At 66.4% G+C, this 22,676-nt stretch carries 20 protein-coding genes; 11 read left to right on the top strand and 9 right to left on the bottom strand.

The annotated features are described in order from the left end of the window. Positions 1-14: 14 nt before the first annotated feature. Complete coding sequence (locus ACWPN8_RS26380) at positions 15-1,295, bottom strand: aromatic ring-hydroxylating oxygenase subunit alpha (protein ID WP_492242901.1); 1,281 nt, start codon at positions 1,293-1,295, stop codon at positions 15-17. Between the two features lie 596 nt (positions 1,296-1,891). On the opposite strand from ACWPN8_RS26380, the gene ACWPN8_RS26375 reads away from it, so the two are divergent. The 3 genes from ACWPN8_RS26375 to fae all read left to right on the top strand — a co-directional run bounded on the left by ACWPN8_RS26375 (position 1,892) and on the right by fae (position 5,216). After that, positions 1,892-2,782 carry a glycine betaine ABC transporter substrate-binding protein gene (locus tag ACWPN8_RS26375; protein ID WP_109096722.1) on the top strand — a complete coding sequence of 297 codons (891 nt, stop codon included), beginning with the start codon at positions 1,892-1,894 and terminating at the stop codon, positions 2,780-2,782. 146 nt (positions 2,783-2,928) lie between these two features. Then, positions 2,929-4,644 (top strand): methyl-accepting chemotaxis protein, encoded by a 1,716-nt coding sequence (locus ACWPN8_RS26370; protein WP_492242900.1) that lies wholly within the window; start codon positions 2,929-2,931, stop codon positions 4,642-4,644. A 38-nt stretch (positions 4,645-4,682) separates the two neighbouring features. Continuing rightward, on the top strand, positions 4,683-5,216 hold the full coding sequence (gene fae / locus ACWPN8_RS26365) for a formaldehyde-activating enzyme (protein ID WP_109096720.1): 534 nt from the start codon (positions 4,683-4,685) through the stop codon (positions 5,214-5,216). Positions 5,217-5,353: 137 nt separating this feature from the next. On the opposite strand, the gene ACWPN8_RS26360 is transcribed toward fae, so the two are convergent. The 6 genes from ACWPN8_RS26360 to ACWPN8_RS26335 form a co-directional block, all read right to left on the bottom strand. Beyond that, entirely contained in the window at positions 5,354-6,019 is a 666-nt protein-coding gene (locus ACWPN8_RS26360; protein ID WP_492242899.1) for a substrate-binding periplasmic protein, read from the bottom strand. A gap of 201 nt (positions 6,020-6,220) precedes the next feature. Continuing rightward, positions 6,221-7,495, bottom strand: a complete 1,275-nt coding sequence (locus ACWPN8_RS26355) for an MFS transporter (protein WP_492242898.1) — start codon at positions 7,493-7,495, stop codon at positions 6,221-6,223. 73 nt (positions 7,496-7,568) lie between these two features. Further along, the gene (locus tag ACWPN8_RS26350) at positions 7,569-7,745 is read right to left on the bottom strand and encodes a hypothetical protein (protein WP_492242897.1); all 177 of its coding nucleotides are present in this window, start codon (positions 7,743-7,745) and stop codon (positions 7,569-7,571) included. A gap of 19 nt (positions 7,746-7,764) precedes the next feature. Next, the gene (purU, locus tag ACWPN8_RS26345; RefSeq protein ID WP_492242896.1) at positions 7,765-8,628 is read right to left on the bottom strand and encodes a formyltetrahydrofolate deformylase; all 864 of its coding nucleotides are present in this window, start codon (positions 8,626-8,628) and stop codon (positions 7,765-7,767) included. A gap of 41 nt (positions 8,629-8,669) precedes the next feature. Beyond that, positions 8,670-9,200 (bottom strand): YbaK/EbsC family protein, encoded by a 531-nt coding sequence (locus ACWPN8_RS26340; RefSeq protein WP_492242895.1) that lies wholly within the window; start codon positions 9,198-9,200, stop codon positions 8,670-8,672. 191 nt (positions 9,201-9,391) lie between these two features. After that, a complete protein-coding gene (locus ACWPN8_RS26335; protein WP_492242894.1) occupies positions 9,392-10,405 on the bottom strand; it encodes a GlxA family transcriptional regulator in 1,014 nt (337 codons plus the stop codon). 114 nt (positions 10,406-10,519) lie between these two features. Here ACWPN8_RS26335 and ACWPN8_RS26330 point away from each other — a divergent pair, with 114 nt between their 5' ends. The 7 genes from ACWPN8_RS26330 to ACWPN8_RS26300 all read left to right on the top strand — a co-directional run bounded on the left by ACWPN8_RS26330 (position 10,520) and on the right by ACWPN8_RS26300 (position 19,231). Further along, on the top strand, positions 10,520-11,773 hold the full coding sequence (locus ACWPN8_RS26330) for a sarcosine oxidase subunit beta family protein (RefSeq protein WP_492242893.1): 1,254 nt from the start codon (positions 10,520-10,522) through the stop codon (positions 11,771-11,773). A gap of 10 nt (positions 11,774-11,783) precedes the next feature. Then, complete coding sequence (locus tag ACWPN8_RS26325) at positions 11,784-12,128, top strand: sarcosine oxidase subunit delta (protein ID WP_492242892.1); 345 nt, start codon at positions 11,784-11,786, stop codon at positions 12,126-12,128. Then, positions 12,125-15,124 (top strand): sarcosine oxidase subunit alpha, encoded by a 3,000-nt coding sequence (locus ACWPN8_RS26320; protein ID WP_492242891.1) that lies wholly within the window; start codon positions 12,125-12,127, stop codon positions 15,122-15,124. The genes ACWPN8_RS26325 and ACWPN8_RS26320 overlap by 4 nt, the downstream gene beginning before the upstream one ends. 11 nt (positions 15,125-15,135) lie before the next feature. Beyond that, positions 15,136-15,690, top strand: coding sequence for a sarcosine oxidase subunit gamma (locus ACWPN8_RS26315; protein ID WP_492242890.1), 555 nt, complete (start codon positions 15,136-15,138; stop codon positions 15,688-15,690). 15 nt (positions 15,691-15,705) lie between these two features. Then, a complete protein-coding gene (glyA, locus tag ACWPN8_RS26310; RefSeq protein WP_492242889.1) occupies positions 15,706-16,980 on the top strand; it encodes a serine hydroxymethyltransferase in 1,275 nt (424 codons plus the stop codon). 63 nt (positions 16,981-17,043) lie between these two features. Beyond that, positions 17,044-18,426: an L-serine ammonia-lyase gene (locus tag ACWPN8_RS26305; RefSeq protein WP_492242888.1), complete on the top strand. Its 1,383-nt coding sequence runs from the start codon at positions 17,044-17,046 to the stop codon at positions 18,424-18,426. Between the two features lie 55 nt (positions 18,427-18,481). Further along, positions 18,482-19,231, top strand: a complete 750-nt coding sequence (locus ACWPN8_RS26300; protein WP_492242887.1) for a hypothetical protein — start codon at positions 18,482-18,484, stop codon at positions 19,229-19,231. Between the two features lie 10 nt (positions 19,232-19,241). Here ACWPN8_RS26300 and ACWPN8_RS26295 read toward each other — a convergent pair whose 3' ends face one another. Together ACWPN8_RS26295 and ACWPN8_RS26290 are read right to left on the bottom strand one after the other, a co-directional pair. Further along, a complete protein-coding gene (locus ACWPN8_RS26295) occupies positions 19,242-19,880 on the bottom strand; it encodes a response regulator transcription factor (RefSeq protein WP_492242886.1) in 639 nt (212 codons plus the stop codon). Then, the gene (locus ACWPN8_RS26290; RefSeq protein ID WP_492242885.1) at positions 19,877-21,538 is read right to left on the bottom strand and encodes an ATP-binding protein; all 1,662 of its coding nucleotides are present in this window, start codon (positions 21,536-21,538) and stop codon (positions 19,877-19,879) included. The genes ACWPN8_RS26295 and ACWPN8_RS26290 overlap by 4 nt, the downstream gene beginning before the upstream one ends. Positions 21,539-21,773: 235 nt before the next feature. Between ACWPN8_RS26290 and ACWPN8_RS26285 the strand changes: the two genes are divergently transcribed. Beyond that, the gene (locus ACWPN8_RS26285; protein ID WP_492242884.1) at positions 21,774-22,655 is read left to right on the top strand and encodes a universal stress protein; all 882 of its coding nucleotides are present in this window, start codon (positions 21,774-21,776) and stop codon (positions 22,653-22,655) included. Positions 22,656-22,676 lie beyond the last annotated feature (21 nt).

Genomic DNA, 22,676 nt, shown 5'->3' with positions numbered 1-22,676 from the left:
CAAACTGCGCAGCGTCATTCGGCGGCGACGCTCACCGCAGCCTGCTTGCCCAGCAGATGCTCGGCCATGCGGCCGACGTACCATTCCGTGAACTTCTCGACGAGCGGCTCGGTGTAGGGCGAATACGGGCCCGGTTCGTAGGCGGGGCTGATGGCGCCGTTGTGCGAGATTTCGACCAGATCGGCGTCCTGCTGGTTGGTCGCCTCCCACACTTCCGTCAGGCGGTTCAGGTCGTAATCGACGCCTTCCACCGCGTCCTTGTGGACCAGCCAGCGGGTGCGCAGCAGATTGCGGTCGGGACCGAGCGGGAACACCGAGAAGGTGACGATGTGGTCGCTCATGAAGTGGTTCCAGGAGTTCGGCTGGGTCCAGAAGGACAAGGCACCCAGCTTGCGCTCGGCGATCGACCCCAGCAGCTTTTTGGAGGCGCTGCGCGTGTCCTTGGTGTGGGCCTCGCCGGCACCGTCCAGCGGCAGCCGCTCGGCGCGGAAGCCGGTGGTGTCGGTCAGATGCTCGATCTCGCGGCTGGGGAAGCCCGAGGCCTCCCAGCCGGTGTGGCAGGATTTGACCAGAGCATCGTATTTGGCGGCATGTTCCATCCGCTTCGGATTGGTGCCGTCGGGGGCGAAGCCGAAGCCGTATTCGAACAGCGGGATGGTCAGTTCGGGGTGATTGCCGACGCAGTGGTAGCATTCACGATTGTTCTCCATCGTGAGCTTCCAGTTGCCCTTCTCGATCAGGTCGACGGTCTTGGCGATCTTGCAGTTCTTCAGGTCGTGCGGAAGGATGTAGGGCTCGATGGCCGCCGCCATGCGGTCGATGTCGTCCGGCGCCTCTTCCGCCAGGCAGATGAAGATCAGGCCGCCGACTGAGCGGATGTGGACCTTTTTCAGGTTCCGGCACTTCCGGTCGAAATCGTTGCCCATATGCTCGGCGAACAGAAGTTCGCCATCCTGGCCGTAGGTCCACTGGTGATAGCTGCACACCAGATTGCCGACGGAAGTCTTCTCCTTCAGGACGATGCGCGCGCCGCGGTGGCGGCAGACATTGTGAAAGGCGCGCAGTTCCATGTCGTCGTCGCGCATGACGATGACGGACGTCTTGCCGATGTCCACCACCATCACGTCGCCCGGCTCCGGCACATCCGGTTCCACACCCACATGCAGCCAGTGGCGCCCGAAGATGATTTCCATGTCCAGCTTGAAGATCTCGTCGCTGGTGTAGAACGGCGCCTCCAGGCTGTGACCCTTCTTTCGGCGCTTCAGCAGGGCTTCTATGGAAATCTCGGACGCCATGGTGGTTGACCTTCTGCGGGAGTGGGCCAGCGGGAGTTGGGCAATGCGTTCGTGGAGCCGCTTCAACCTTGAACGGGTTGTGATTTTCTCGATTCCACGACCCACAGCCTGCCGCCGGCCGCGGCGCGTCGCGTTCTGGAATGCGACATCAACTTTAAAAAGGCCGACAGGACATCCTGTCTTTTTGCGCATGCCGGGCTGGGGACAATGATCGGTTTGCGACAGGCTGCGAATGGTCGGGCCGGCCAGTCGGTTCGTCCGGGCGGGCGCTGTGCGGAGTTGTCGCAAATGCGATACGAACTGCCGCTGTGATGAAGGTTTTTTGCTTTCAAGGCCGGCATTCTTCCTCAATCAGCACTGATGCCAGCAAAGGTTCGCATCGGTTGGAAACAGCTTTCCGCTCAATGCCGGAAGGCGGTCGGTCACCCGTTTCCATGGATGCCAACCCGTCACGCGACCGCAGTAACCGGTAGGTCGGAGATGACCTGCCGGGCCACGCGCACGCATCCGGTTCAAGTCCCGGCACGGCGGATCGGCAAATCCAGGCGGAAGAGCCCAAACAAACGACCTAACAAACAACACGAGGAGGCTTCTTGATGAAAATCTTCGGTAAAGCCTTGGGCATGCTGCTGTCGGCGGCCATGACGGTCGGTCTGGGGACCTCTGTGACCGCCATCCCGGCGCAGGCCGCGGAGAAGTCGATCAACATCGGCTGGACCGCTTGGTCGGATGCCGAGGCGGTGACGAAACTCGCCAAAGCGGTGATTGAGGAGCGGTTCGGCTACAAGGTCGAACTGACCATGGCCGACATCGGCATCCAGTATCAGGGCATCGCCAGCGGCAAGCTGGACGCGATGCTGATGTCCTGGCAGCCGCTGACCCACAAGCCCTATCTCGACAAGGTCGGCAAGGACATCGTCGATCTCGGCCCGCTCTACACCCGTGCCCGCCTGGGCTGGGTGGTGCCGGACTACATCCCCGTCGATCAGGTCAAGACCATTGAGGATTTGAAGAAGCCGGAGGTGCAGAAGCAGCTCGGTGGCAAGATCCAGGGCATCGATCCGGGATCGGGGTTGATGCAGGCGTCGGAAAAGGCGCTGAAGACCTACGATCTGAAGGGAGTGCAGCTGGTGTCGGCCAGCGACGCCGCGATGCTCGCCGCTCTGGAGCGCGCCATGAAGCGCAACGAGTGGATCGTCGTGACCAGCTGGAGCCCGCACTGGATGTTCGCCAACTGGAAGCTGCGCTATCTGGAGGATCCGAAGGGCGCGCTCGGTGGGCTTGAAAGCGTGAACGCCGTCGTCCGGAAGGGCTTCTACCAGGATCATCCGGAAGTCTACGAGTTCCTGAACCGGATGGTCCTGCCCATCGGCGATCTGGAAGCGATGATGCAGGAAGCCCGCCAGACCAGCTATGAGAAGGCGGTCGACAATTACATCAAGAACAACAAGACCCGGATCGACTACTGGGTAACCGGCAAGCTCTGATCCGCAGCCGGGTGCCCTTTCCCGCGCCATTCCCGGCACTGTCGATGGAGGCGGTCCGTTCTCAACGCGCAAACGCGTGACGGACGGCCGTCTCCAGCCATTCCCGTTTCCAGTCCTTCCCAGTCCTTCCACGATCGGGGGCGCCGATGAACTCGCCAGCTCACCCGCAGGGCACCTCGCCGGCCGGCACCGGGATGGTGTCGGTTACGGGACTGTGCAAGCTGTATGGCGGCAATGCCGTCCGCGCCTTGACCCTGCTGCATGCCGGGAGGGGCCACGCCGACATTCAACGGGAAACCGGTGCGGCGGTGGCTGTCGCCGACGTTTCGTTCGGTCTTGCGGCCGGCGAAATCCTTGCGGTTCTCGGGCGGTCCAACTCCGGCAAATCCACCCTGATCCGCATGGTGAACCGTCTGGTCGAACCGACTTCGGGCATGGTGTGCCTGAACGGGCGCGACATGGCGGCGATGAAGCCGGCCGAACTGGTGGCCGCCCGCCGCGACAGCATGACGATGACCTTCGGCGCCGTGGCGCTGATGCCCAACCGCAGCGTTCTGGAGAATCTGGCGTTCGGGCTGGAGGTCGCCGGTTTGCGCCGGCGTGAGCGTCAGGACCGCGCCCTGGCCGTACTGACGCGTATGGGGCTGGCCCATCTGGCCGACCGGCGTCCGCTTGAAATTCCGTCCGAGGCGCGGCTGCGGATCGGACTGGCGCGGTCCCTGATCGGCGATCCGCCCTTGCTGCTGATGGATGCTCCCTTCGCCGGGGTCGATCCCGTCCTGCGGCTGGAGCTTGAGGCGGAATTCCTCGACTGGCAGCGGGCGCATCGGCCTGCCGTGCTGTTCACCACGCAGGACCCGGACGAGGCGATGCGGATCGCGGACCGGATCGCCTTCATGGAGAACGGCCGCTTCGCGCAGGTCGGCACGCTAAATGAGATTCTGGAGACCCCCGCGAACGACCATGTCCGCTCCGCCTTCCAGGATATCGCGGCACGGCGGCGCGAGCGCCAGCGCTCCGTCCAGCTGGAGGAACTGATTTCCCATTTTGAACGGACGGCGATGGAGGGGTTGGACACGGTGGATTCGTCGGCGGGAGCACTCGACGGCACTGCGCGCCAGCTGACCGGCATCATCGACCGCACCAACGAGCAGGCGGGCGAGACCGTGGTGGCTGCGGAGCAGATCGCAAGCAACGTCCAGTCCGTTGCCGCATTGGCCGACGAGACCTTTCGGTCCTTGGGGGAAATCCGTCTCCGCATCGACGATTCCACCCGCATCGCCCTGGCGGCGGTCGAGGAGGCCCGCAAGGCCGACCAGTCGGTGCACAGCCTGCGGCAATCGGCCGACGGCATCGGCAACGTCGTGCGCATCATCGACGAGATCACCGGACAGACCAATCTACTGGCGCTGAATGCGACCATCGAAGCCGCCCGCGCCGGCGAGGCCGGCAAGGGCTTCGCTGTGGTTGCGCAAGAGGTGCGCCAGTTGGCAAGCCAGACCGCCAAGGCGACGCAGGATGTCTCGCTCCGCATCCAGGCGATGCAGGACGCGACCGGCAACGCCGCCCAGGCCTTGCAGAGCATCACCGCCGTGATCGAGGAGATCGGCACGATCTCGCTGGCCATCGCCAAGTCGATGGAGGCGCAGGCCGCCGCGTCGGCCACCATCCATGCCAGCATCGACCAGGCGGCATCCGGGGCCGGCGTGGTCGCGCGCAACGCCCGGCACGTCACCGGCGGCGCCCGCGACACCGAAAGCGCCACGCGTCACGTCCTGTCCGCCGCCGCCGACCTCGCCGGCCAGACCGTACGGCTGCGCGGCAGCATCGAACAGTTGCTGGACGGCATCCGCACCGGGTGACCGGTTCCACCACCCTTTCTCAAGAGAGCAGAAATCCCATGAGCAATCCGCTGTTCCGTGTCGGCGAGGCCACCGTCTTCGCCAAGGAAGGCCAGTTCACCGACGCCATGCCGGAAATCGTGATCGGCACGGTCGACGGTCCGGCCGGCCATGCATTCGCCACCATGATGGGGCAGACCGCCGGCCATACCCGCATGTTCGCGGTGCGGGACTGCAACCAGATGGTCCGCCCGGCCACCATGATGGTGTCCAAGGTGACGATGAAGTCCAGCGCCTATGTCGACCTGTTCGGCGGCGTCGTCCAGGCCGCCACCGCCGATGCGGTGCTGGACTGTGTCATCGACGGCCTTCTGCCGCGCGACGGGATCAACGACCTGTGCATTTTGGTGATGGTCTGGATCGATCCCCGCTGCGCCACCGACGCGAATCTCGACCGTGCCGATCTCTATCGCACCAATTACGAGGCGACCAAGATCGCCATCGGCCGGGCGATGCGCAACGAACCCACCATCGAAGAACTGATCGAGAACCGGCACAAGGTTCGCCACTTCATGCTGGATCCGCAGGAGTAAGAACTGGTCCCGACGCGGCCAAGGAGCCGAGGGCTCTTTGCTGCCGGGGCTTCTGCTACCGGTCCCAGTTGCGGACGATGGCGTCGAGGGTGCCGTCCGTCTTGAGTTTTTCATAGGCCGCACGCAGCCGTTCAGCCTTATCCGCCCGAGCCTTCGGCACCGAAATGTAGCGCGGCACCATCGCCAGAGGCTTGGGCAGGATCTTGACCGACGCGGTACGGCCTTCGCTGTCGGCCAGATATTTGAGCACCTGCAAATCGCCGGCGATGGCATCGACACGGCCGAGAAGCAGGCGCCGGAACGAGAACGACGCTGCTGCTGCTGGGAACCCTCTCGAAGAGCTGCGACTTGTCGAACTCGGGCGTGTATTCGAAGCCTTCGACGACACCGACCCGCAGCCCCCGCAGATCCTCGATACCCGTGTAACCGATGTCCGAATTGCTGCGGACCATCAGAACGGTCGCCCCGACCCGGTAGGGACCGATCAGATGACCGCGTTCCAGACGCCGCGGCGAGGTGAAGAACTGGAACGCGACATCCACCTCGTTCTCGTCGTGGGCGCGCACCACCTCCGGCCAGGTCATCGGACGGTGAACCGGATACACGCCGATTTCCTTCAGCATCGCTTCGACGATCTCGGTGTCCATTCCCGTCCGCTTGCCCCGCAACGTGAAATTATAGGGCGGGAAGAAATCCTCGGAAGCGACGAGCCAGTTCTCGGCACGGGCCGGGACCGCTTTGAAAATCAGCGCGGCAACCAGCAACGTCGCGACGCATCCCACGACAGTGCCCAGCGCCCTCATGATCGGTGCCGTCCGCTTCGCGGAATTGGGAATACTGGAAACAGGAACCATCGATCTCGCCAACATGCCGGAGTGTTTGGGGATGCATGCTTCATGGAGGAAGCATGCATCCCCGTCTCCGGTGAGTGGTACATCGACGGCTTTGGGTTGGGGAAGGGATCTTATCGACGGTCGTGCCGGCCCCCATCACCCAAGGGGGCTTCAAGACCGTGAAGGCTCTGCTTCGGGCGCTGCCTCTCCGATGCCGGTTCCGGAAGCCTCCGCTCCTGGCGTCACGCCGTCCAAGGGCCCCGGAATCGGGGCCTGGGGGAGGAAGGGGAGGCGCTGGTCCAACGGGACCGGGGGGCGGACCGTCATCCGCCAGAGCGCGAAGGCCAGCGCGACGATGGCGACCAGTGCCGAGAACAGGAACAACCCATCCTGCTCGAACACCGCCATCACCAGGGAGGCCAGGAAGGGACCGGCGATGGCGCCCATCGAGAAGCCCAGCACCATGCCGCCGCTGGCCGGCACCATTTCGGCCGGCGTCAGGAAGTCGTTGGTGTGCGAGACGCAGATCGGATAGATCGCGAAGATGATCCCGCCGAACAGGGAGATGCCGGCCAGCAGCGGGCCGAACCTGCCCTGCGGCAGCATCGTCATGCCGATGCTGATGACGGCCAGGACCGCGAACAGGCCGACCAGGACCAGCCGCCGGTCGATAAGGTCCGAAAGCTTGCCGAAGGGCCATTGAAGGAGCATGCCGCCGATGATGGCGGCGCTGATGAAGGTCGCGGATTGGCCCAGATCGTAGCCGAGATGCCGGACATAGACCGGACCCAGCCCATAGAAGGCGCCGACGACCAGCCCGCTGATCACCGTGCCGGCAAATCCCAGCGGACTGGCGCGGTAGAGATGGCCGATCCTGATGGACTCCAGCTTCTGTAGAAGGGGCGGAGCCTTGCGGCTCAGCGCGACCGGGACAAGGGCGAGCGAGACCAGGATCGACACGATGACGAACTGCTTGAAGCCGTGCGGATCGTCGATGACCATCAGGTACTGGCCGACCCCTTGCGCGCCGTAGAGCGCGATCATGTAGAGGGCCAGGATCTGCCCGCGCGTGGCCGAGGTGGCGCTCTGGTTGAGCCAGCTCTCGATGCAGACGAACAGGCCGGCCATGCAGCAGCCTTCCACGAAGCGAAGGGCGATCCAGGCTGCGGGATCGGACCCCAGCGTGTGCCCGAGCGTCGCCGCGACCAGAACCGTCGCGGAGGCGCTGAAGGCGCGGATATGGCCGACCCGCGCGACCAGACGGAACGCCTGTGTCGATCCGACCGTCACCCCCAGATAATAGGCGGCGGTCAGGGCGCCGAGCAGGATGGGCGGTGCGCCTGCGGCATCCAGCCGAACGCTGACGATGGTTGTCAGCGCGCCCGTACCCCCCATCATCAGGAACACCGCAAGCAGCAGCGGGACAATCGGTTGGATGAGGGACATCGCGTGATCCGCCGGAGGGGAGAAACGCCCGCATGTCGGGGCCGACAGTCCCGGTATGGCGGGAACGGCGACCTTATAGCCGGGTGTCGCCGTTGTGGACACTGGCAAGAAAGGTCTCGACGGTGGCGAGCGCCATGCGCTCGTCCTCGATCACGACATGCCGGCGCAATTCCTGCACTGCGGCGGCGAGGCCACCCGATGCGAAAGCGCGGCGAACCGCCTGGGTGGCGTTTTCGTCGATGAGCTGCAAGATCGGTGAACTCCTTCTGTTACCGCAGGACGATTGCCCGGTGGTCGTGGAGCATGACGCGCGCTTCGATGTGCAGACGGATGGCGCGGGCCAGGACGATGCTTTCGACATCGCGGCCGATGGCGACCAGATCGTCGGGCGACATCGAGTGATCGACGCGCGCCACCTCCTGTTCGATGATCGGTCCTTCGTCGAGATCGTCGGTGACGTAGTGTGCCGTGGCGCCGATCAGCTTCACGCCGCGCTTGTAGGCCTGATGATATGGCTTGGCCCCCTTGAAGCTGGGCAGGAAGCTGTGATGGATGTTGATGATCCGCCCGGCCATCCGCGTGCAGAGGTCCTGCGACAGAACCTGCATATAGCGGGCGAGGACGACGAGTTCCACATCGCTCGCCTCCACGATCTCCATCAGGCGGAGTTCCTGCTCCTGCTTGGTGCCGGACGAAACCGGGAGATGGTGGTAGGGGATGCCGTGCGATTCGACCTGCGACCGGAAGGCATCGTGGTTGGAGACGACGCCGACGATGTCGACGGGCAGCGCCCCGATGCTGTGGCGGTACAGAAGGTCGTTCAGGCAATGGCCGAACTTCGACACCATGATCAGGATCTTCGGCCGCCGCCGGGCATCGCGCAGCATCAGGGTCATCCCGAAGCGCCTGACGATGGGTTGCAGATCTTCGATCAGGACGGCATCGCTGCGGATCGATTCCGGAGCGTCGAAAGCCATCCGCAGGAAGAAATGCTCGCCGTCATGATCGACGAATTGCGCGCTTTCGATGATGTCGCAGTCGCGGTCGGACAGGTGGGTGGAAATGGCGGAGATGATCCCCGGCCGGCTCAGGCAACTGACATTCATGTAGAAGAGGTTGTGATTGGGACGCATCGCAGCACTCGCGCCTAGGGATTTGGCCGGGGGATGAGTGGTCAGGCGATGTCGACGATGATCGGCTCATAGCCGAGCCGGCCCAGGAAGGCCGACAGGTCGTCGGGATGCATCGACAGCGTCGCGCGATTGGTCATCGGGTGGAAATTGACGGTGTCGCCGGCCAGGACGCGGCGTTCCAGCACCAGACGGACGCGACGCTCCCTGTCCGCCACCAAGGCCAGCGGGCTGACACCGCCCGGCTCGATGGACAGGACCTGTTCCAGCGTGACCGGCGAGGCGAAGGACAGCTTGGCAGAGCCGATGACCGGCGCCAGTTCCTTCATGTTCACCGACTGGTCGTGCGGCAGCACCACCAGCCACAACACGCCCTTGGCGTCCTTCAGAAGCAGGTTCTTGGTGTGCACGCCGGGAACGCTGCGCCAATGCTCCTCCGCATCGGCGACGGTGCGCACCGGCGGATGGGCGTGCAGGCGCATCGGCGTCGATGCCAGGGCGAGTTCCCGGCAAAGCTCTTCGGGAATGCCGGCCTCGCGCCAGTGCAACTGCATTGTGTCATTGTCGTCGAGCATGGTCGCCATCCTTGTTGAGCCCGGCAAGCCACGGAAGTCGGATTGCCGCAGTGAGGGTCGAGGGCACCGTGGATGGTTGCGCCCCCGACCGTTCCGTTGGACGCAGCATGGCGAAAGGATCCACCCGCCGATTGTACGGGTGCGTCACCGGCGTTGAATGGAACGGCCTTGGCAAAGTCCCTGGCGGAGTCTCAGCCCTTGCGGAAAACGGACGGCGTCATGCCGCGCCGCTCCTTGAAGGCGCGGACGAAGTGCGAGGAATTGCAGAAGCCGACGGCCGCGGCGACCTCCGTCACCGACTGCTCGGTGTTGCGCAGCAGGAATTCGGCGTGCTCCAGCCGCATGATCCGGTAGGCCTCGGTCGGCGTCATGCCCAGCGCATTCTGGAAATGTCGCTCCATCTGGCGCCGGGCGGCGCCCAGGCGGCGGGCCATCTCCGCCACCGACAAGGGTACGTCGATGTTCTGCTGCATCAGCAGAAGCGCCTTCCGCACCACCTCGTCGTTGGTGGAGAAGTCGAGCGGAATCCCCGGCTGCGGCTTCTCCCCGCGCAGGGCATCGTCGATGATCATGATGTGCAGGCTCTTGCGCGCCTGCGCCCGCCCGACATGCTTTTCGACCAGATGGGCTGCGAGATGGGCCGAACTGGTGCCGCCCGAGCAGGTCAGCCGGTCGCGGTCGACGATGAAGATCTGGTCGGACACCGGCGTGATGCCGTCGAACTGTTCCAGGAAGTCGGCATGATGGAACCAGCTGATGCAGCAGCGGTATCCGTCCATCAGTCCGGCCCGCTGCAGGATGAAGGCGCCGGTGCAGACGCCGACCAGCGGGATCCTCGCCGCTGCCGCCTGACGCAGATAGCGGATGTAGTCGGGGCTGAGGTTGGAGATCTCGTCGATCAGCCCGCCGATCACGACGATGTAGTCGAACTTGGCCGGATCACCCAGCCGTTCGGTCGGCTGCATCAACATGCCGCAACTGGATGCGACCGGCCGCATCTGGTCCGACAGCACCGACCATTCGCAGAGGATCGGCCGGCTGCGGTCGCCTTCGTCGGCAGCCAGCCGCAGCACGTCGACGAAGTTGGCGAATGCGCACAGCGTGAATCGGTGGGCGAGGATGAAGCCGACGGACAGGCGCGGTGCTGCGGGACGGTCCGGAAGCCGGCCCGGCTTGGTGGCGTTTGTCCTGGCAGTGACTGTCATGTGACCTCCGGCGGACGCACCGTCGCATTGGTGACATTAAACTGACGCATCCATTCTGTCCAACGAAGGGTCGACTCCCGATACTGTCAGCACATTGAACTTCGCGGTGCTGCCATGACCCGCTTCTCATTCTCCTCGCTGTTGACCAACGCGCTGACCGGCAACAAGAACTGGCAGCCCCAATGGCCCGATGCGGAACCGAAATCCGAATATGACGTCGTGATCGTCGGCGCGGGCGGGCATGGTCTGGGTGCGGCCTATTATCTCGCCAAGGAACACGGCATCACCAACGTTGCGGTGGTGGAGAAGGGATGGCTCGGCGGCGGCAACACCGGCCGCAACACCACCATCATCCGCTCCAATTATCTGTATGACGAAAGTGCCCGGCTCTACGAGCATGCGGTCAAGCTGTGGGAAGGGCTGAGCCAGGAGCTGAACTACAACGTCATGTTCTCGCAGCGCGGCGTGATGATGCTGGCGCACACGGTCCATGACATCCAGAGCTTCAAGCGCCACATCCACTCCAACCGCCTGAACGGCATCGACAACGAGTGGCTGACACCGGAGCAGGCCAAGGACTATTGCCCGCCGCTGAACATCGCCGCCAACGCCCGCTATCCGGTGATGGGTGCGGCATTGCAGCGGCGCGGCGGCACCGCCCGCCACGATGCGGTTGCCTGGGGCTATGCACGGGCCGCGTCGGCGCGTGGGGTCGACATCATCCAGAACTGCCCGGTGACCGCCATCCGCCGCGACGCCTCCGGCCGCGTCACCGGCGTGGAGACGGCGCGCGGCTTCATCAAGGCCAAGAAGGTCGCGGTGTCGGCCGCCGGCAACACCTCGGTGGTGATGGACACCGCCGGCGTCCGGCTGCCGCTGGAAAGCTATCCGTTGCAGGCGCTGGTGTCGGAACCGATCAAGCCGGCCTTCCCCTGCGTGGTAATGTCCAACACGGTGCACGCCTACATCAGCCAGTCCGACAAGGGCGAACTGGTCATCGGCTCCGGCACCGACCAATACACCTCCTACAGCCAGCGCGGCGGACTGCCGCTGATCGAGCACACTGTCGCCGCCATCTGCGAGGTGTTCCCGATCTTCAACCGCATGCGCATGCTGCGCAAATGGGGCGGCATCGTCGACGTCACGCCCGACCGCTCGCCGATCATCGCCAAGACGCCGGTGCCCGGTCTCTATGTCAATTGCGGTTGGGGGACCGGCGGCTTCAAGGCGACGCCGGGGTCGGCCAACGTCTTCGCCCACACCATCGCCCGCGACGAGCCGCACCCGATCAACGCGCCCTTCACGCTGGAGCGCTTCAAAACCGGCCGGCTGATCGACGAGGCCGCCGCCGCCGCCGTCGCGCATTGAGGAGACGACCATGCTGCTCATCCGCTGCCCCTATTGCGAAGCAGAGCGCCCGGAGGTGGAGTTCACCTATGCCGGCGAGGCGCACATCGCCCGCCCGGCGGACCCCTCCGCCCTGTCCGACGACGAATGGCGCGACTTTCTGTTCATCCGCACCAACCCGCGCGGCCGGCATTTCGAGCGCTGGCGCCACATGCACGGCTGCGGACGCTTCTTCAACGCGGTGCGCGACACCGTGACCGACAAATTCTCCATGACCTACAAGGCCGGGGCTCCGTGCCCGAGCGATGAGGAGATCGCGCTTGCCTCAAGCGCCACCGCCGACTCCGCTGCCAGCGTCAAGGATGCACGTCCATGAGCAATTTCCGCATTGCCGGCAAGGGCAGGGTCAACCGCAGCCGACAGCTGCGCTTCAGCTTCGACGGCGTGGACTATACCGGATATGAAGGCGACACGCTGGCGTCCGCTCTTCTCGCGAACGGCGTCCATCTCGTCGGGCGGTCTTTCAAGTACCACCGCCCGCGCGGCATCCTGACCGCCGGGTCGGAGGAGCCGAACGCGCTGGTCGGCAGCAACCGCGGCAACGGGCGGTTCGAACCGAACACGCGGGCGACGGTGCTGGAGGTCTTCGAGGGGCTGAAGACCGAGAGCCAGAACCGCTGGCCGTCGCTGACCCGCGACATCGGCACGGTCAACGACGCGCTCTACATGCTGTTCTCGGCTGGCTTCTATTACAAGACCTTCATGTGGCCGAAGAGCTTCTGGGACAAGGTCTACGAGCCGGTCATCCGCAACGCCGCCGGCCTGGGCAAGGCGCCGACCGCCCCCGATCCCGACACCTATGCCAGCCGCTTCGCCCATTGCGACGTGCTGGTCGTCGGCGGCGGCGCGGCCGGTCTTGCCGCCGCGCTGGAAGCGGGTCGCAGCGGCGCGTCGGTCATCCTGTGCGACGAGCAGTCGGAAATCGGCGGCTCGCTGCTGGCGGAGCCGACGGCCGAGATCAACGGGCAACTGGCCTGGGACTGGCTGGAGGACACCAACGCCGCGCTGGCGGCGATGCCGAACGTCACCGTGCTGCCGCGCACCACGGCCATCGGCTATTACCACCAGAATTTCGTCGGCCTCTGCCAGCGGTTGACCGACCATCTGCGCATCGTGCCGGACGGCGCCCCGCGCGAGCGGATGTGGAAGGTGCGGGCCAAGCAGGTGGTGCTGGCCCAGGGCGCCATCGAGAAGCCGCTGGTGTTCGCCGGCAACGACCGGCCGGGCGTGATGCTGGCCGGTGCCGCCCGCACCTACCTGAATCGCTATGGCGTCAAGGTCGGCAACCGGGTCGTCGCGGTCACCAGCCATGACAGCGCCTGGCATGCCGCCTTCGATCTGGCCAAGGCGGGGGTGGAGGTCGCGGCCATCGTCGATGTCCGCGGGACCGTGCCGACCCAGCTGGTGGCGGCGGCGGATGCGCTGCGCATCAGGACGCTGATCGGCTGGACCGTCACCGGCACCAAGGGCCGGCTGCGCGTCTCGTCAGTCCGGGTCAATCCGGTCGGCCCCGGCGGCAAGGTCGGCGGCGCCGAGACCATCGCCTGCGACGCCCTGCTGATGTCGGGCGGCTGGACCCCCAGCATCCATCTGTTCTCGCACACCCAGGGGTCGCTGACCTGGAACGAGGACGGCCAGATGTTCCTGCCCGGCCGCGGCAAGGAGGAGTGCCGTCTGGCCGGCGCCGGCAAGGGCCGCTTCGGGCTGAAGGCCGCCTTCGAGGATGGCGCCGCCGCCGGTTCCGCCGCCGCGGCGGATGCCGGCTTCGCCGCCCAGCCGGCCGCCTACCATGTAGAGGGCGAGCTGTCCTTCACCGGCGTGACCGGCCGCGAGCTGCCGACCGACCGCGATCCGGGCCATGCCAAGGCGTTCGTCGATTTCCAGAACGACGTGATGGCCAAGGACATCCGGCTGGCGGTGCGCGAAGGCTTCAAGTCCATCGAGCACATCAAGCGCTACACCACCAACGGCATGGCGACCGACCAGGGCAAGCTGTCCAACATCAACGGTCTGGCCGTCGCGTCCGATGCCTTGAAGCGGCCGATCCCCGCCGTGGGCCTGACCACCTTCCGCCCGCCCTATACCCCGACCAGCTTCGGCACCTTCGCCGGCTACAACAAGGGCGCGCTGTTCGAGGTGACGCGCAAGACGCCGATCGACGGTTGGGCCGAGGAGAATGGCGCGGTGTACGAGCCGGTGTCGCTGTGGCGCCGCGCCTGGTACTTCCCGCAGGTCGGCGAGGACATGCATGCGGCGGTGGCGCGCGAATGCAAGGCGGTGCGCACCTCGGTGGGCATGTTCGACGCCTCCACCCTCGGCAAGATCGAGATCGTCGGTCCCGACGCCGCCGAGTTCATGAACCGCATGTACACCAATGCCTGGACCAAGCTGGCTCCCGGCCGTTGCCGCTACGGCCTGCTGCTGGGCGAGGACGGCTTCATCCGCGACGACGGCGTGATCGGGCGTCTGGCCCAGGATCGCTTCCACGTCACCACCACCACCGGCGGTGCGGCGCGCGTGCTGGGCATGATGGAGGATTACCTCCAGACCGAATGGCCAGACCTGAAGGTTTGGCTGACCTCCACCACCGAACAATGGTCGGTGATCGCGCTGCAAGGTCCGAACGCCCGCAAGCTGATCGAACCGTTCGTCGAGGGCATCGACCTTTCGGAAGGCGCCTTCCCGCACATGGCGGTGGCAACCGGGAAGATCTGCGGCGTGCCGACCCGGCTGTTCCGCGTCTCCTTCACCGGCGAACTCGGTTTCGAGATCAACGTCCCGGCCCGTTACGGCCGCGCGGTGTGGGAGAAACTGTTCGAGGCCGGGCAGCGCTTCGGCATCACCCCCTACGGCACCGAGACGATGCACGTCCTGCGCGCCGAGAAGGGCTACATCATCGTCGGGCAGGACACGGACGGCACGCTGACGCCGGACGATGCCGGCCTGTCCTGGGCCGTCGGCAAGACCAAGCCGGACTTTGTGGGCAAGCGCTCGCTGTCCCGGCCGGACATGCTGGCGTCGAACCGCAAGCAGCTGGTCGGCCTGCTGACCAGCGATCCGAAGACCGTTCTGGAGGAAGGGGCGCAGATCGTCCTCGACCCGAACCAGCCGGTGCCGATGGACATGGTCGGTCATGTGACCTCGTCCTACTGGAGTGCCGAGCTGGGGCGGTCCATCGCCTTTGCGGTGATCCAGGGCGGCCGGTCCCTGCAGGGCAAGACCGTGCATGTGCCGATGCCGGACAAGGTCCATTCCGCGACCATCACCGGCATGGTGTTCGTCGATCCCGAGAACACCCGTCTCAGCGCATAGGAGGCTCCCCCATGCTTCTGGCCAATCACCCGTTGCTGGGCAAGACGATCACCGGCGACACCGCAAGCAAGCTGACCATCCGTGCCGCCGAGGATGTCGCCCGCTTCAGCCTGCGCATCGATCCCGCCGCCGTGCAGGCGGCCGGGGCCGCCTTCGGTACGCCGCTCCCCACCCGCATCGGCGGGGTGGTGGAGGCCGGCGGCCGGATGGCGCTTCAGCTCGGCCCCGACGAGTGGGTGCTGACGGCGCCGGTCGCCGAAAGCGACGCAATCGCCGACGCCTTCGCCGCCCTTGGGGAGACGCATAGCCTCGTCGATATCGGCCATCGCGAGGTCGGCATCCTGCTGGAGGGCGAGGCCGCAGCACTCGCCCTGCGCTCGGCCATCGCCTTCGACGTCGAGGCGATGGCGGTCGGCACCGGCTGCCGGACCCTGTTCGACAAGGCGCAGATCGTCCTGATCCGCGAGGACAAGAACCGTTTCCGGATCGAGGTCTGGCGCTCCTTCGCCGACCATGTCTGGGGAATCCTGCACGCCGTCAGCCGCGAAATCGCGCTCGGCCTCTGATCGAGAGAACCGCACATGACCCGTCATCAGTCCCTGCCGAAATCCGATCTCGCCGACGCTGCGATTGCGGCGGCCATCGGGCGCGAACTGAACCGCCAGAAATACGAGATCGAGCTGATCGCGTCGGAAAACATCGTCTCGGCGGACGTGCTGGCCGCCCAGGGATCGATCCTCACCAACAAATACGCCGAAGGCTATCCGGGCCGCCGCTATTACGGCGGGTGCGAGTTCGTGGACGAGGTGGAGACCATCGCCATCGACCGCGCCAAGCAGCTGTTCGGCGCCGGCTTCGTCAATGTCCAGCCGCATTCCGGTGCCCAGGCCAACCAGGCGGTGTTCCTGGCGCTTCTCCAGCCGGGCGACCGGGTGATGGGCATGTCGCTGGCCCATGGCGGCCATCTGACCCACGGTTCGCCGGTGACCATGTCGGGCAAGTGGTTCGACATCGTCAGCTACGAGGTGCGCGAGAGCGACCAGTTGATCGACTATGACGCCCTGCGCGCCAAGGCGCTGGAGACGAAGCCGAAGCTGATCGTAGCGGGCGCCTCGGCCTATCCACGGGTGATCGATTTCGCCGCGTTCCGCCGCATCGCCGACGAGGTCGGCGCCTATCTGATGGTGGACATGGCCCATTACGCCGGGCTGGTCGCCACCGGCCAGTATCCAGACCCGCTGCCGCATGCCCATGTCGTGACCACCACCACGCACAAGACCCTGCGAGGCCCTCGCGGCGGCATGATCCTGACCAACGACGAGGCGCTGGCCAAGAAGTTCAACTCCGCGGTGTTCCCAGGCAACCAGGGCGGTCCGCTGATGCATGTCATTGCCGCCAAGGCGGTCGCCTTCGGCGAGGCGCTGACCCCGGAATTCAAGGCCTATGCCGCGCAGGTGGTCGCCAACGCCAAGGTGCTGTCCGACACGCTGGTCAAGGGCGGGCTGGACATCGTGTCCGGCGGCACCGACTGCCACATGGTGCTGGTCGATCTGCGGCCGAAGGGCGTGAAGGGCCGCGACGCGGAGCGCGCGCTGGAGCGGGCCGGCCTGACCTGCAACAAGAACGCCATCCCGTTCGACCCGGAAAAGCCGGCGGTGACCTCCGGCGTCCGGCTCGGCACCGCGGCGGGCACCACCCGCGGCTTCGGCGAGGCGGAGTTCGCCCGCATCGGCGAGCTGATCCTGACCGTCGTCGACGCCCTTGCCGCCGCCGGACCGGAGGGCAATGCCGAGGTCGAGAAGCGCGTCCACGGCGAGGTCCGCGAGTTGTGCGAGCGCTTCCCGATCTACGGTTGACCGGGCCTCGTGCCGCTGGGAAATCCTGCTTAAGGCCAACTGTTTGACCTGACGAGGCGCGCGATGTTTCTCAGCGTTTTCGATGTGTTCAAGATCGGCATCGGCCCGTCCTCGTCGCACACGATGGGGCCGATGACGGCGGCGGTGCGGTTCCTCGACATGCTGCGGGCGTCGGCGGATGCCGCACCCGCGGCGATCAGGGTGCGGCTGCACGGTTCGCTCGCCTTCACCGGCAAGGGCCATGCGACGGACCGGGCGGTGCTGCTCGGGCTTCTCGATTACCGGCCGGACAGTCTCGATGTCGATGAAGCCGAGGAGCGGATCGCCGAATTGTGGCGGACCCGGAGGCTGCACCCCGCCGGCCTGCCGGCGCTGGACTTCGATCCGGAAACCGATCTGGTCTTCGACTTCGGGCCGCCGCTGCCGGGCCATGCCAACGGGCTGGTTTTCCAGGCGTTGGACGGTGCAGGCAAGGTGACGCTGTCGGAAATCTTCTACTCCATCGGCGGCGGCTTCGTCGTCACGGCGGCGGAGCGGGAAGCTCCGCCGGCGGCGTTCGAGACCGAGTGCGTCGGCTGGCCCTATCCCTTCCACAACGCGGCGGCGATGCTGCGGATGGCGCGGGAGAGCGGTGCGTCCATCGCTGAGATGAAGCGCGCCAACGAGATCGTCGTCCGCTCCCCCGCCGAGGTGGGCGAGAAGCTCGGCGCCGTCTGGGCGGCGATGAACGGCTGCATCGAGCGCGGCCTCAGCCTGGATGGCCAGTTGCCCGGCAGTCTCAAGGTCAAGCGGCGGGCCAAGGCCATCCACCAGCAGCTTCTGCGCGAGCGCGGAGCCAATTCGAGTTTGCCCCACGTCGCGTCCGACTGGCTCGCCATCTATGCGATGGCGGTCAACGAGGAGAATGCGGCCGGCGGCAGGGTGGTGACCGCGCCGACCAACGGGGCGGCCGGCGTCGTGCCGGCGGTGATCCGCTATTACCTCGACCATTGCGCCGGCGCGGAGCCGGCGAAGGTCGCCGATTTCCTGCTGACCGCCGCAGCCATCGGCGGCCTGATCAAGCACAATGCGTCGATCTCCGGGGCGGAGGCCGGCTGCCAGGGCGAGGTCGGGTCGGCCGCCGCCATGGCTGCGGCGGGGCTGTGCGCCGTGCTGGGTGGAACACCGGAGCAGGTGGAGAATGCCGCGGAAATCGCGCTGGAGCATCACCTCGGCATGACCTGCGACCCGGTTGGCGGTCTGGTCCAAGTGCCCTGCATCGAGCGCAACGCCATCGGCGCCACCAAGGCGGTGGCCGCGGCGTCCCTGGCGCTGCGCGGCGACGGCCAGCACTTCATGCCGCTCGACAACTGCATCCAGGCGATGCGGCAGACCGGCGAGGAAATGAGCACCAAGTTCAAGGAGACCAGCCTGGGCGGGCTCGCTGTGAACCTGCCGGAGTGCTGACGCCCTGCGCTTCCCCTTGCCGCCAGCCTCTCAGCCTTCAGCCGAGGTCGATCCCATGGGCAACGGCATCCGGATATTTGCGGCATTGGATGGCGAGTTGGAGCCGGTGCTGGCCTGCGGCTGGCTGCTGTCGATGAATCGGGGCGTGACCGTCACGGCCGGCCCTCCGGATCGCGGACCGGGCGCCGGACTGTGTGCACGCGGCTTCATGGATCTTCATGTCCTCAGGCAGGACCACGGCAGCGACGCGCTGTTGCGGGCCGCCGCTCTCCGGACACGCCGCCTTGCGGCCCTGTTCCCCGGTGAGGGAGCGCTCGACCTGAGCCACGATCCGCCGCTCGGGAGGTTCGATCTGCTGGTTGTCGGCAGGTCGCAGTCCGGCAAAGCATCCTGTTGGACAGCCGATGCGCGGCGGTTCGGCGCGGTTCTGGTGGCGCCGCGCGAGACACCGTCCCGCCTGGGCCGGAGCATCGCCATCCTGGCGGACGGGCCGCCACGCGCGCTGAAAACCTTTGGCATCGTCCGGCGGCTCTTTCCGGCCATCGCGTCAATTCACCTGATCCTCGACGAGCGCACCGGTCCGGCTCGGACGGACGAGTGGCTGCGGTGGCTGGACTGCCGGTGTCCGGTCCGGCATTCGACGGTGCGGCCGACCGCCGATGCGCGGAGCGCCGCCAGCCTCGCCGCCGGAGACGACCTTCTGGTGGTGGAGCGTCCGGTCCGCTTGTGGGGTAAGATCGCCTTCGAGTGGCGGCTGGCCGCTCTGCTCGATCATACGCCTGGAGCCGTGCTGTTCGCTCTTTGAACGCGAAGCGTCACTCCAACCGCTCACCCAGCTTCATCCGCATCAGCGCCAGTTCCGGGGCATTGCGGGCCTCCATCTTTTCCAGCACGCGGGCGCGGTGGGTTTCGACCGTGCGGATGCCGATGGCGAGGCGGCTGGCGATGGTCTTGTTGGGCAGGCCCTGGGCGACCATTTCCATCACCTCCAATTCGCGCGGGCTGAGCAGGGCGAGGCGGCGGCGGATGTCGCCGACCTCCGCATCGGCGCTGCGCGCGGCGAGGTCGCGCGCGAACGCCTCCTGCACCCGCTCGATCAGCAGATCCTCGTCGAACGGCTTTTGCAGGAAATCCACCGCCCCGGCCCGGAAGGCGCGCACCGCGGCGGTGACGTCGCCATGGCCGGTGATGACGATCACCGGCAGCGTCAGCCTGCGTCGGATCATCTCCTGCTGCAAATCCAGCCCGTCCATGCCCGGCATGCGGATGTCGAGAATGGCGCAACCCGGCTGGTCGGGGGACGCCGTCTCCAGGAATTCGGCAGCCGACGCGCAGCAGCGTACGGTCAGGCCGGCCAGATCGAGATGGAGTGCCAGGGCATCGCGAACGGCCTCGTCGTCGTCCACCACGAAAGCCACCGGTGTGGCTCCGGCGGCGGGCGTCTCGGTCGTCATGCGGGCTCTCCGTCTTTGCCCGCGCCATGGGCGGGAATGGTGAACTGGAACACGGTACCGTCAATGGAGCCGCCATACGCTCCGCTTCTTGCGGTCAGGGTGCCGCCATGGTTCTCGACGATGGTGCGGACGATGGACAGCCCAAGCCCCATGCCGGTCGGCTTGGTGGTGACGAAGGGGGCGAACAGGTTGCGCTCCACCACCTCGGCAAGGCCGGGTCCGGTGTCGCGCACGCCGATGGCGACGAAGCCGGGCTGCGCAGCGGGGGAGGCGAAGATCACGATGCGGCGCCGGGCCGGATAGGCCTGGGCGGACGGCCCGCCGTCCGGACCATCGCCCATCGCTTCCGCGGCATTGCGGACGAGGTTGAGAATCGCCTGCTGCAATTGGACCGCGTCGCCGCCGATGGCGGGGAGGGCAGGGTCGACCTCAGCGACGATCTCCACCGCATGGCGGCTGGCCAGCGGGCCGGCCAGCGTCAGGCAGTCGGCGATCAGCGTGGCGACCGGCAGCGGGGTGCGGTCGCTGGCGCCCTTGCGCACGAAATCGCGCAGGCTGCGGATGACCCGGTCCGCCCGCTCCGCCTGGGTGACGGTCTTGTCGAGGATCTCGGTCAGGCGGGGAGAGGCCCCTTCGATCCGCGCCACCTTGCGGGCGGCGCGGGCATAGCCCATGGTCGCCGCCAGCGGCTGGTTCAACTCATGGGCCAGTGCCGCCGTCATCTCGCCCGCCTCGATCAGGCGGGAGGCGTGGGCGAGGTCGGACTGCCGCACCCGCAGCCGATCCTCCGCCCGCCGGCGCTCGCTGACCACGGCGCCCAGCAGCAGGATGGTGACGGCCAGAGTCAGCATCAACAGCTGGAAATGAGCCATGCGGTCGGTGTCGACGCCGGTCGCCTGGATGGCCGCGATCAGCCCGGCCTGCGTGGCGACCGAGGCGACCACAGCGCCGGCCAGCCCATGCCGCACGGCGATTCCGATGGCGGGCAGGAACAGCAGATAGAAATGCTCGTATTGCGAGGAAGCCAGCGGGCCGAAATCGAGCCAAAGGGTGAAGCCGATCAGCGTCCCCTGCGCCAGCGTCTCCGCCGCCCCGCTCCAGGACCAGCGCAGGGCCGGCATCCGCCGGCCGATCAGCACCAGCGGTGTCAGAACGGCGATGCCGATGACTTCGCCCGTCCAATAGCGCAGCAGCACCTCCGGAAAGTTCGTCCACTCGAACAGCCCGGCCGCGGTGTGGATGGCGATGAAGCACAGGCCGATGCCCAGCACCGCCGCGGCGCTGCCGCCCAGCAGCAGGACGATGTCGCGCAGCCGGGACAGCCCCGGATCGATCGCGCGGCCCAGCAGCCATCCTGCGATCCCATAGCCCGCGGCGACGACGCCGTTGGCCAAGAACGGGGCCCACAGCGTCATGGGCATGAGCGTTATGGGCAGATCGCGGACGACGAGGTCGGCGGCGGTCAGCGCCAGCCAGACCAGGGGCACGGCGCGGACGCCGAACAGCACGGACACCCCCATCATCAGCCCGGCCGGCGGGTTCCACGGCGTGATGTTGATGGACGAGACCGCATGGATGAAGCTGATCCAATCCAGGAACAGGTGGGCGGCCAGATAGGCCGGAACGAGCATCCATTTGCGGCGGGCAATCTGCGACATAGGGCGATGGTAACGCCAACCCGCTCCGACTGCATCAGGCGAAATCGCCGGGCCCGTATTACTACGGACATCCTACAGTATCGGGTGCGGCCCCTTCGGGTCCGTATTTCCCGGCATGGACAGACTGCCGCCGACTTCCGATCATTGAGTTGTTTCCTGCGGAGCGATTTCCGCCAGGCAACGGACCGCACCGGAACAAAAGGACCGGAGACCCCAAGCAACCGGAACCGTCACGATGGCAAGCCTCAAGCGCATTCTGCTGGCAACCGACCTGGAACCGAAATCGGACCGCGCCCTGGAGCGCGCCGTTCAGCTCGCCCAGCGGTTCGATGCGGAACTGACGGCGCTGCATGTTGTCGACGGCAGCGGCGGCCGTTATGGCTGCCTGCCGCTGCACCATGTTGAAGGGGAGTTGCAGCGCCACATCCTGGCCGCGAGCGGCGGGGCCGGCATCCGGGCACAGGCGGTCGCGGTGCGCGGCGACGCGGTGGAGCACCGGGTCGCCGGCTATGCCGGCCTGTGGCGACCCGACCTTCTGGTGGTCGGCCTGCACCAGCGCGACCGTGTGGCGGACCTGTTCCTGGCCTCCACTGTCGAGCGCATTGCGATTGCCGACGGAACGCCGATGCTGATCGTGCGCGACAAGCCGCTCCAGCCCTATCTGCGGGCGCTGGTGCCGGTCGATTTTTCCGAACGGTCGCGCTCATCGGTGGAGTCGGTGCGCATGCTGATGGAGGAGGGATGCATCCACCTGCTGCATGTCGCCGACCTGCCGGACGCGTCGGCACTGGACAAGGCACAGGTCGAGCACGATTTCCGGACCGTGCTCGGCTCCCGGGGGGAAGGGCCGCCGGTTGGGCCGCCGGGTGGGATGGAGGTGGAGACGATCCTGTTGACCGGCTCTCCCGGACAGCGGATCGTCGGTCTGGCCCGGCAGGGGCGGTACGATCTGGTTGCAATGGGCTCGGCCCGGCGCAGCGGCGTTGCCCGTGCCCTGTTGGGCAGCACGGCGTCCGAGGTGATCGACGCCCTGCCCTGCGACGTGCTGATCGGTGGCGTGGATATGGGTGCGGGCTCCGGCTGGTCCCCGGCGCCCGCACCCACACATTGCCCCTGATGGGCCTGAATGGAGAACCGG

The sequence above is a fragment of the Azospirillum sp. UENF 112521 genome, from assembly GCF_058780665.1.
This window is presented reverse-complemented; position numbering and strand designations above follow the sequence as displayed.

Bases quoted from the DNA above. Each gene is read 5' to 3' on its own strand.
- ACWPN8_RS26380 (WP_492242901.1), bottom strand. From the start codon at position 1,295: ATGGCGTCCGAGATTTCCATAGAAGCCCTGCTGAAGCGCCGAAAGAAG.
- ACWPN8_RS26375 (WP_109096722.1), top strand. From the start codon at position 1,892: ATGAAAATCTTCGGTAAAGCCTTGGGCATGCTGCTGTCGGCGGCCATG.
- ACWPN8_RS26370 (WP_492242900.1), top strand. From the start codon at position 2,929: ATGAACTCGCCAGCTCACCCGCAGGGCACCTCGCCGGCCGGCACCGGG.
- fae (WP_109096720.1), top strand. From the start codon at position 4,683: ATGAGCAATCCGCTGTTCCGTGTCGGCGAGGCCACCGTCTTCGCCAAG.
- ACWPN8_RS26360 (WP_492242899.1), bottom strand. From the start codon at position 6,019: ATGAGGGCGCTGGGCACTGTCGTGGGATGCGTCGCGACGTTGCTGGTT.
- ACWPN8_RS26355 (WP_492242898.1), bottom strand. From the start codon at position 7,495: ATGTCCCTCATCCAACCGATTGTCCCGCTGCTGCTTGCGGTGTTCCTG.
- purU (WP_492242896.1), bottom strand. From the start codon at position 8,628: ATGCGTCCCAATCACAACCTCTTCTACATGAATGTCAGTTGCCTGAGC.
- ACWPN8_RS26340 (WP_492242895.1), bottom strand. From the start codon at position 9,200: ATGCTCGACGACAATGACACAATGCAGTTGCACTGGCGCGAGGCCGGC.
- ACWPN8_RS26335 (WP_492242894.1), bottom strand. From the start codon at position 10,405: ATGACAGTCACTGCCAGGACAAACGCCACCAAGCCGGGCCGGCTTCCG.
- ACWPN8_RS26330 (WP_492242893.1), top strand. From the start codon at position 10,520: ATGACCCGCTTCTCATTCTCCTCGCTGTTGACCAACGCGCTGACCGGC.
- ACWPN8_RS26325 (WP_492242892.1), top strand. From the start codon at position 11,784: ATGCTGCTCATCCGCTGCCCCTATTGCGAAGCAGAGCGCCCGGAGGTG.
- ACWPN8_RS26320 (WP_492242891.1), top strand. From the start codon at position 12,125: ATGAGCAATTTCCGCATTGCCGGCAAGGGCAGGGTCAACCGCAGCCGA.
- ACWPN8_RS26315 (WP_492242890.1), top strand. From the start codon at position 15,136: ATGCTTCTGGCCAATCACCCGTTGCTGGGCAAGACGATCACCGGCGAC.
- glyA (WP_492242889.1), top strand. From the start codon at position 15,706: ATGACCCGTCATCAGTCCCTGCCGAAATCCGATCTCGCCGACGCTGCG.
- ACWPN8_RS26305 (WP_492242888.1), top strand. From the start codon at position 17,044: ATGTTTCTCAGCGTTTTCGATGTGTTCAAGATCGGCATCGGCCCGTCC.
- ACWPN8_RS26300 (WP_492242887.1), top strand. From the start codon at position 18,482: ATGGGCAACGGCATCCGGATATTTGCGGCATTGGATGGCGAGTTGGAG.
- ACWPN8_RS26295 (WP_492242886.1), bottom strand. From the start codon at position 19,880: ATGACGACCGAGACGCCCGCCGCCGGAGCCACACCGGTGGCTTTCGTG.
- ACWPN8_RS26290 (WP_492242885.1), bottom strand. From the start codon at position 21,538: ATGTCGCAGATTGCCCGCCGCAAATGGATGCTCGTTCCGGCCTATCTG.
- ACWPN8_RS26285 (WP_492242884.1), top strand. From the start codon at position 21,774: ATGGCAAGCCTCAAGCGCATTCTGCTGGCAACCGACCTGGAACCGAAA.